A 7,150-nucleotide genomic window follows, 5' to 3' on the forward strand; every position below is an offset into this window, starting at 1 on the left:
ATCCCCTTGGCGCCTCCGGTGACCACGGCACGCCGACCGTCCAACCGGATCCCGCCGGGCGCGGCATTGCCGTTCGACGCGCTCACAGGACGCCCTCCACCAACCGGAACTCCGAGCGCTGTCCGGCGTGCGGGGATCGGGTGCGGTCTGCCACGGATCGGCCAGCAGCGACTCGTCCGTCCACAACGGTTCGCCGTCCGTCCGCCAGTAGAGCCCGATCTGCCAGCGGGGCAACGGTTCTCCCGGATACCACTTGCCCTGGCTGCGCTGGACCAATCCGTGTGGCGCCCACACCGCCTTGAGCCGGGCCGCCAGCGCGGACGCGCGTTCCCGCTTGTGCGGGCCGTCGGCGTCGGTGGTCCATTCCGGGTCGACCTGGTTGTCGATCGACACGAACGTCGGTTCGCCGCCCACCGTCAACCGGACATCCGCCGCGCACAACCGCTCGTCCACGGCCCGGCCGAGCGCGTTGATCGCCGCCCAGGACTCCTCGCTGTAGGGCAGCGTCACGCGGGGATCCTCGTGCACGCGGGTCACCGTGTTGCTGAATTCCAGTGTGGTCTCGCACGGTTCGGTGGCGCCGGTGATCGGCGCGGCCGACTCCGGGTGCGGCGTGGCCGACAGCGGGATGTGGCCCTCACCGGCGAAGAGCCCGGAGGTCGGGTCGAGGCCGATCCAGCCGGCACCGGGGATGTAGACCTCGGTCCAGGCGTGCAGATCGGTGAAGTCGGCCGCCGGGCCGGACGGGCCGTCGAGCGCCTCGACATCCGAGGTCAGCTGGACGAGGTACCCCGAGACGAACCGGGCGGCCAGGCCGAGCTGGCGCAGGACGGAGACCAGCAGCCATGCCGAGTCGCGGCACGAGCCGATACCGGTGCGCAGCGTGACGTCCGGGGTCTGCACGCCGGGTTCCATCCGCACCGAGTAGCCGACGTCGGCGTTGACGGCACGGTTGAGCGCGACCAGGAAGTCGATGGTGCGGGTGCCGGGCGCGACGGTGAAGTTGCGCACCCACGCCTCGGCCAGGTCGCCCGGGCCGGATCCGTCCCCGTTCTCGTCAACCGGGCGCAGGTAGGGCTTGAGGTCCTCGGCCAGCGCCCTGGGGTAGGTGAACCCGACATGCTCGGCGTAGTCCTCGATGAAGAAGTCGAACGGGTTGACGACTTTCAGGTCCGCGATCAGACCGACGGTGATGGTCAGGCTTCGGGTGCGCGTCGGGAACACCAGCCGCGCCACGAAGTTGCCGAAAGCATCCTGCTGCCAGTTGACGAAGTGGTCGGCCGGTTCGACCCGCAGCGAGTACGCCTCGATCGGGGTGCGGGAGTGCGGCGCGGGACGCAACCGGACCACGTGCGGATATACCTCGACGAGTCGGTCGAACGTGTAGCTGGTGCGATGCTCCAGGGCCACCTTGATCCCCATAGCGCTAGATCCCACCACACCGGACAGTGCGACGCAGGGCGCGTCGGGTCCGCGCCGGGAGGCGCTACCGGCCGTTGCCCTTCACCAGCCGCATCCCGAGTTCGTCGGGAGGCACGGAATGGCCTTCGGCGCAGACGATGTCGACCCCGGCCTGGGCGCCGCACCCGAGGTGGGTGAGCCGCAGCGAGCTGTCGGCGAGGTGTTTGCGGCCCCATTCGAACATCGCCCACACCACCGGCATGAACTCCGATCCGGACTCGGTGAGCACATATTCGTCGCGGATGCGTTGCCCGGGTTCGCGGTAGGGCCGCTTGGTCAGCAGCCCCGCCTCGACGAGTTCGGTCAACCGCGCCGACGTGGCGGCCTTGGTGATGCCGACGCGTTTGGCGAAGTCGTCGAATCGGGTGGTGCCGTAGTAGGCCTCGCGCATGATCAGCATCGCGGACTTGGTGCCGACGAGCGCCATGGTCTTCTCGATCGGGCACCGGCCGACCGCCGACCACGCGCTGCGGTCGGCGAGCGGACCCTGCAGGGCTGTCATGCACATCACTCCCGATCTGGGTTGCGTTTACTGAACCTAGGCGTTACATCTGAGTACAGAACAGCATACTCAGCGACGAGTCCAGGAGGATCCCATGGCCGACTATTCCGATCGCGACGCCGTCATCGTCGGCGCCGTCCGCACCCCCGTCGGCAAGGGCAAGCCCACCGGCGCACTGCACGGCGTCCTTCCCGCCGACCTGTTGGCGCACAGTCTCCGCGAGCTCGTCGCGCGCACCGGGGTGGACCCGGTCGAGGTCGACGACGTCATCGCAGGAGCCGTGACCCAGGTCGGCGACCAGGCCGTCAACATCGCGCGCAACGCGCTGCTCGGCGCCGGTTTCCCGGAGAGCGTTCCCGGCACGACCGTCGACCGGCAGTGCGGCAGCAGCCAGCAGGCGATCAGCTTCGCCGCGCAGGGCGTGCTGGCCGGCGCCTACGACGTGGTGATCGCCGCCGGCGTGGAGTCGATGAGCCGGGTGCCGATGGGATCCTCGGTGCTGCCGGGCAGCAACCCGTTCGGTCTCGACATGACCGCCCGCTACCCCGACGGCCTGGTCGCCCAGGGCATCAGCGCCGAACTGATCGCCGCGAAGTGGAAGCTGTCCCGCACCCAGCTCGACGAGTTCTCCGCCGAGAGCCATCAGAAGGCGGCGCGGGCAGCCAAAGACGGGCTGTTCGACAACGAGCTGGCTCCCGTCGCCGGGCTGGCCGCCGACGAGATCGTGCGGCCCGACACCACGGTCGAGACACTGGCCCGGCTGCGGCCGGCGTTCTACAACGAGGCCATCGGCGAGCGGTTCCCGCAGATCGGCTGGAACATCACACCGGGCAACTCGTCGCCGTTGTCGGACGGCAGCGCCGCGGTGCTGATCACCAGCGGTGCGGCTGCCCGCCGGCTCGGGCTGCGTCCGCTGGCCCGGGTGCACACCACCGTGGTGGTCGGCTCTGACCCGCTGTACATGCTCACCGGTGTCATCCCGGCGACCGAGAAGGTGCTGCGGAAGGCGGGGCTGACCCTCGCCGACATCGACCTGTTCGAGGTCAACGAGGCGTTCGCCCCGGTGGTGCTGGCATGGGCCGCCGACGTGGGTGCCGATCTGGCGAAAACCAACGTCAACGGCGGCGCGATCGCGATCGGTCATCCGCTGGGCGCCAGCGGCGCGCGCATCATGACCACGCTCGTCAACGCACTCGAGCAGCGCGACGGGCGTTACGCGCTGCAGACGATGTGCGAGGGCGGCGGCATGGCCAACGCCACGATCATCGAGCGGCTGTGAGGCCCCGCACCGTCAGGCCCGCGTCAACTCGAACAGCGGGATGACGCGGTCGGTCCTGGCCTGGTAGTCGGCGAACACCGGCGCGAGCTCGACGATCTTCGGATACATCGCCTCGCGTTCGTCGTCGGGGAGCTCCCGGACGACAACGTCGTAGGCGTCGGTGCCGATCTCGATGTAGGCCCTGGGATTGGCACGCAGGTTGTGCACCCAGGCCGGATGCTTCGGGCCGCCCGCGTAGGACCCGACGATGAGCATCTTGTCGTCGATCGTCAGGTAGGCCAGCGGAGACAGCCGCGACTGGCCCGACTTCGCGCCCGTGGTGTGCAGCAGAAGAAGTGTGCCGCCCTCGAACGGGCCGCCGACCTTGCCGCCGTTGGCCCGGAACTCGTCGACGATGTTGCGGTTGAAGTCCTCCAGGGCCGCGGTGTCGGCGACGAGCTTTCCCTTGTCCGGTTCTGTCATGCCTTCTCCAGCTTCTCGGGCTTGGCGTCTATTCCGGATTCCTTACGCTGCTGCGCGGTGATCGGCGCCGGCGCATCGGTCAACGGGTCGACGCCACCGCCGGACTTCGGGAACGCGATCACCTCGCGGATCGAGTCCACCCCGGCCAGCAGCGCGACGATCCGGTCCCAGCCGAACGCGATGCCGCCGTGCGGCGGAGCACCGAAAGTGAAGGCGTCCAACAGGAATCCGAACTTGTCCCGGGCCTCGTCGTGGTCGATGCCCATCATCGCGAACACCCGCTCCTGGACGTCGCTGCGATGGATACGGATGGAGCCACCGCCGATCTCGTTGCCGTTGCAGACGATGTCGTAGGCGTCGGACAGCGCACCGGCCGGGTCGGCGTCGAAGGTGGCCTCGGATTCGGGTTTGGGCGCGGTGAACGCGTGATGCATCGCGGTCCAGGCCCCGGAGCCGACGGCGACCTCCCCCGATGCGGTGGCTTCCTCGGCGGGTTCGAACATCGGCCAGTCCACCACCCACGTGAACGCCCACGCGTTCGGGTCGATCAGGTCGAGGCGCTTGGCGACCTCGATCCGGGTGGCGCCCAGCAGCGCCCGCGCCGACTTCGCCGGACCGGCGGAGAAGAACACGCAGTCGCCGGGGGCGGCGCCGACATGAGCGGCCAGTCCCTGGCGCTCGGCGTCGGACAGGTTCTTGGCGACCGGGCCGCCGAGCTCACCGTCCTCACCGATGAGCACGTAGGCCAGACCCTTGTGGCCCCGCTGCTTGGCGAACTCCTGCCAGCCGTCGAGGGTGCGCCGCGGCTGCGACGCGCCGCCGGGCATCACGACCGCGCCGACGTACGGCGCCTGGAACACCCGGAACGGCGTGTCCTTGAAGTAGTCGGTGCACTCCACCAACTCCAGGCCGAACCTCATGTCGGGCTTGTCCGAGCCGAACCGGCGCATCGCGTCGGCGTAGCTGATCCGCGGCAGCGGCAACGGCAGGTCGTAGCCGATCGTCGACCACACCGCCTTGAGGATCTGTTCGGACACCGCGATGACGTCGTCGGCGTCGACGAAGCTCATCTCCATGTCCAGCTGGGTGAACTCCGGCTGACGGTCGGCGCGGAAATCCTCGTCGCGATAGCAGCGGGCGATCTGGTAGTACCGCTCCATACCCGCCACCATCAGCAGCTGCTTGAACAACTGAGGGCTCTGCGGCAGCGCATAGAACGAACCGGGCTGCAGCCGTGCGGGCACCAGGAAGTCGCGGGCGCCTTCCGGGGTGGAGCGGGTCAGCGTCGGGGTCTCGATCTCGACGAAGTCGTGCTCGGCCAGCACACCGCGGGCGGCGGCATTCACCTTGGAGCGCAACCGGATTGCGTTGCCGGGCACCTCGCGGCGCAGATCCAGGTAGCGGTACTTCAGCCGCGCTTCCTCACCTGCGGTCTCGTCGAGCTGGAACGGCAACGGAGCGCTCTCCCCCAGCACGGTCAGCGACGTCGCGTTCACCTCGACCTCGCCGGTGGCGGTCTCCGGATTCGCGTTGCCCTCCGGCCGGATCTCGACGACGCCGGTCACGGCGACACAGAACTCCGAGCGCAGCCGATGAGCCTGCGCCAGCACCTCACCTTCGCGGAACACCACCTGGGAGACCCCGGACGCGTCGCGCAGGTCGATGAAGATGACGCCGCCGTGGTCGCGGCGGCGCGCCACCCAACCGGCCAGCGTCACCGTCTGACCGGAATCGGCGGGGCGCAATGAACCGGCGGTGCGGGTGCGCAGCACGAAGTACTCCTGTTCGCGGGGGATAGTCAACGGGTCAGTCTAGTGGGGGCCGCTGGGTAGCTTGGCGAGCATGGTTGCGCGCATCGCCCTGGTCGGTCCGGGAGCCATCGGAGCCACTGTCGCGGCGCTGCTGCACGCCGCCGGTCACCACGTGATCGTCTGCGGCCGCAGCGCCCGGCCCTCGATCGAGGTGCGGGTCGACGACCCCGACAAGGGTGTGAGCGGTCCGCTGGTGGTACCGGGCCCGGTGCTGACCGACCCCGACTCGGTCACGGATCCGGTTGACGTGGTCCTGTGGGGCGTCAAGGACACCCAGAACGCCGACGCGTCGGTGTGGCTGGAGCGGCTCTGCGGCGCGGGCACGGTGGTGTGCGCGCTGCAGAACGGTGTCGAGCAGGTCGAGCGAGTCGGCCGGTACTGCCCCGGTTCGACGGTGGTGCCGTCGGTGGTGTGGATCTCCGCCGAACGCCAGCCCGAGGGCTGGGTGCGGCTGCGTACCTCGGCGCGCCTGGTGCTGCCCGACGACGACGCGGGACGGCGCCTGGCCGACCTGTTGCGGGTGCCCGGGCTGACCGTCGAGAACGACCCGGACTATGTCAGCGCGACCTGGCACAAACTGCTGACGAACGCGGTGGCCGGGTTGATGGTGTTGACCGGGCGGCGGTCGGGGATGTTCCGGCGCGAGGACATCGCCGCGCTGACGCACCGGTACGCCGCGGAGGCCCTGGCCGTCGCGCGGGCCGAGGGCGCGGTACTCGGCGACGACGTGCCCGAGCAGCTGGGCCGGTTGTTCGCGTCGGTGCCCGAGGACATGACGACGTCGATGCTGACCGACCGGGAGGCCGGCGTCCCGCTGGAGTGGGACATCCGCAACGGGGTGATCCTGCGCAAGGCTCGGGCGCACGGCCTGCCCGCGCCGATCAGCGAGGTTCTGGTGCCGCTGCTGGCCGCCGCCGATGAAGGGCCGGGCTGACCAATCACCATGACCTACTGTGTATGGTCATGCACCCCTGCGAACGCGTCGGCCTCGATTTCGTCGACACCGCGCCGTACCGCTTCGTCAGCACCGTCGACCTGGCCATCACCCCGGAGCAGCTGTTCGACGTCCTCGCCGACGAGACCTCGTGGCCACACTGGGCCAGCGTGATCACCAAGGTGACCTGGACGAGCCCGGAACCGCGCGGGGTCGGGACCACCCGCACCGTCGACATGCGCGGTGGGATCACCGGCGCCGAGGAGTTCCTGGCCTGGGAACCCTTCTCGCGCATGGCCTTCCGGTTCAACGAATCCAGCACGGGCAGCATCTCGGCGTTCGCCGAGGACTACCACGTCGTGCCGACCGCCGAGGGCTGTCACCTGACCTGGATCATGGCGCTCAAACCCAACGGCCCGGCCGGGCGGCTCGGGCTTGCCGCCGGAAAACCGGTGATGGGCTGGATGTTCCAGCGGTTCCTGCACAATCTGCGGCGCTACACCGACGAACGGTTCGCCGTGCGCTGAAAATTCGTGCCCGGACTCGTCGCAGGCCCGCAGTAGAATCGAACACATGTACTGCTTATCTGCTTAAGTGGACTAGCAGCGATCAGAATTCGCCGTAGGTATCGCTGGTGATGAATTCGGTGGCATCGTCGTTGGACGAGAACGGCTCTGACGTGCGGCTGACAAGCTCACTCA

General features: G+C 69.0%; 7 protein-coding genes. 3 read left to right on the plus strand and 4 right to left on the minus strand.

Annotation, left to right across the window (positions count from 1 at the left end; genetic code table 11):
- Both ASJ79_RS14945 and ASJ79_RS14950 read right to left on the minus strand, forming a co-directional pair.
- The coding region (locus tag ASJ79_RS14945) for a transglutaminase family protein (protein WP_231750855.1) at window positions 1–1,422 on the minus strand (1,422 nt) is incomplete at its 3' end.
- 64 nt (window positions 1,423–1,486) lie between these two features.
- Window positions 1,487–1,963 (minus strand): helix-turn-helix domain-containing protein, encoded by a 477-nt coding sequence (locus ASJ79_RS14950; RefSeq protein WP_067956454.1) that lies wholly within the window; start codon window positions 1,961–1,963, stop codon window positions 1,487–1,489.
- Window positions 1,964–2,057: 94 nt separating this feature from the next.
- Here ASJ79_RS14950 and ASJ79_RS14955 point away from each other — a divergent pair, with 94 nt between their 5' ends.
- Entirely contained in the window at window positions 2,058–3,242 is a 1,185-nt protein-coding gene (locus tag ASJ79_RS14955) for an acetyl-CoA C-acyltransferase (RefSeq protein ID WP_067956456.1), read from the plus strand.
- 12 nt (window positions 3,243–3,254) lie between these two features.
- On the opposite strand, the gene ASJ79_RS14960 is transcribed toward ASJ79_RS14955, so the two are convergent.
- Both ASJ79_RS14960 and aspS read right to left on the minus strand, forming a co-directional pair.
- On the minus strand, window positions 3,255–3,704 hold the full coding sequence (locus tag ASJ79_RS14960; protein WP_067956458.1) for a nitroreductase family deazaflavin-dependent oxidoreductase: 450 nt from the start codon (window positions 3,702–3,704) through the stop codon (window positions 3,255–3,257).
- On the minus strand, window positions 3,701–5,476 hold the full coding sequence (aspS, locus tag ASJ79_RS14965; RefSeq protein ID WP_067956460.1) for an aspartate--tRNA ligase: 1,776 nt from the start codon (window positions 5,474–5,476) through the stop codon (window positions 3,701–3,703). Before aspS ends, ASJ79_RS14960 begins: the two co-directional genes overlap by 4 nt.
- Window positions 5,477–5,546: 70 nt before the next feature.
- On the opposite strand from aspS, the gene ASJ79_RS14970 reads away from it, so the two are divergent.
- Window positions 5,547–6,449 carry an oxidoreductase gene (locus ASJ79_RS14970; RefSeq protein ID WP_067956461.1) on the plus strand — a complete coding sequence of 301 codons (903 nt, stop codon included), beginning with the start codon at window positions 5,547–5,549 and terminating at the stop codon, window positions 6,447–6,449.
- A gap of 23 nt (window positions 6,450–6,472) precedes the next feature.
- Window positions 6,473–6,976, plus strand: a complete 504-nt coding sequence (locus tag ASJ79_RS14975) for an SRPBCC family protein (RefSeq protein ID WP_067956463.1) — start codon at window positions 6,473–6,475, stop codon at window positions 6,974–6,976.
- The last annotated feature ends 174 nt before the right edge of the window (window positions 6,977–7,150 follow it).

Source organism: Mycobacterium sp. NAZ190054, assembly GCF_001545925.1.
In the GTDB taxonomy this organism is placed as follows: domain Bacteria; phylum Actinomycetota; class Actinomycetes; order Mycobacteriales; family Mycobacteriaceae; genus Mycobacterium.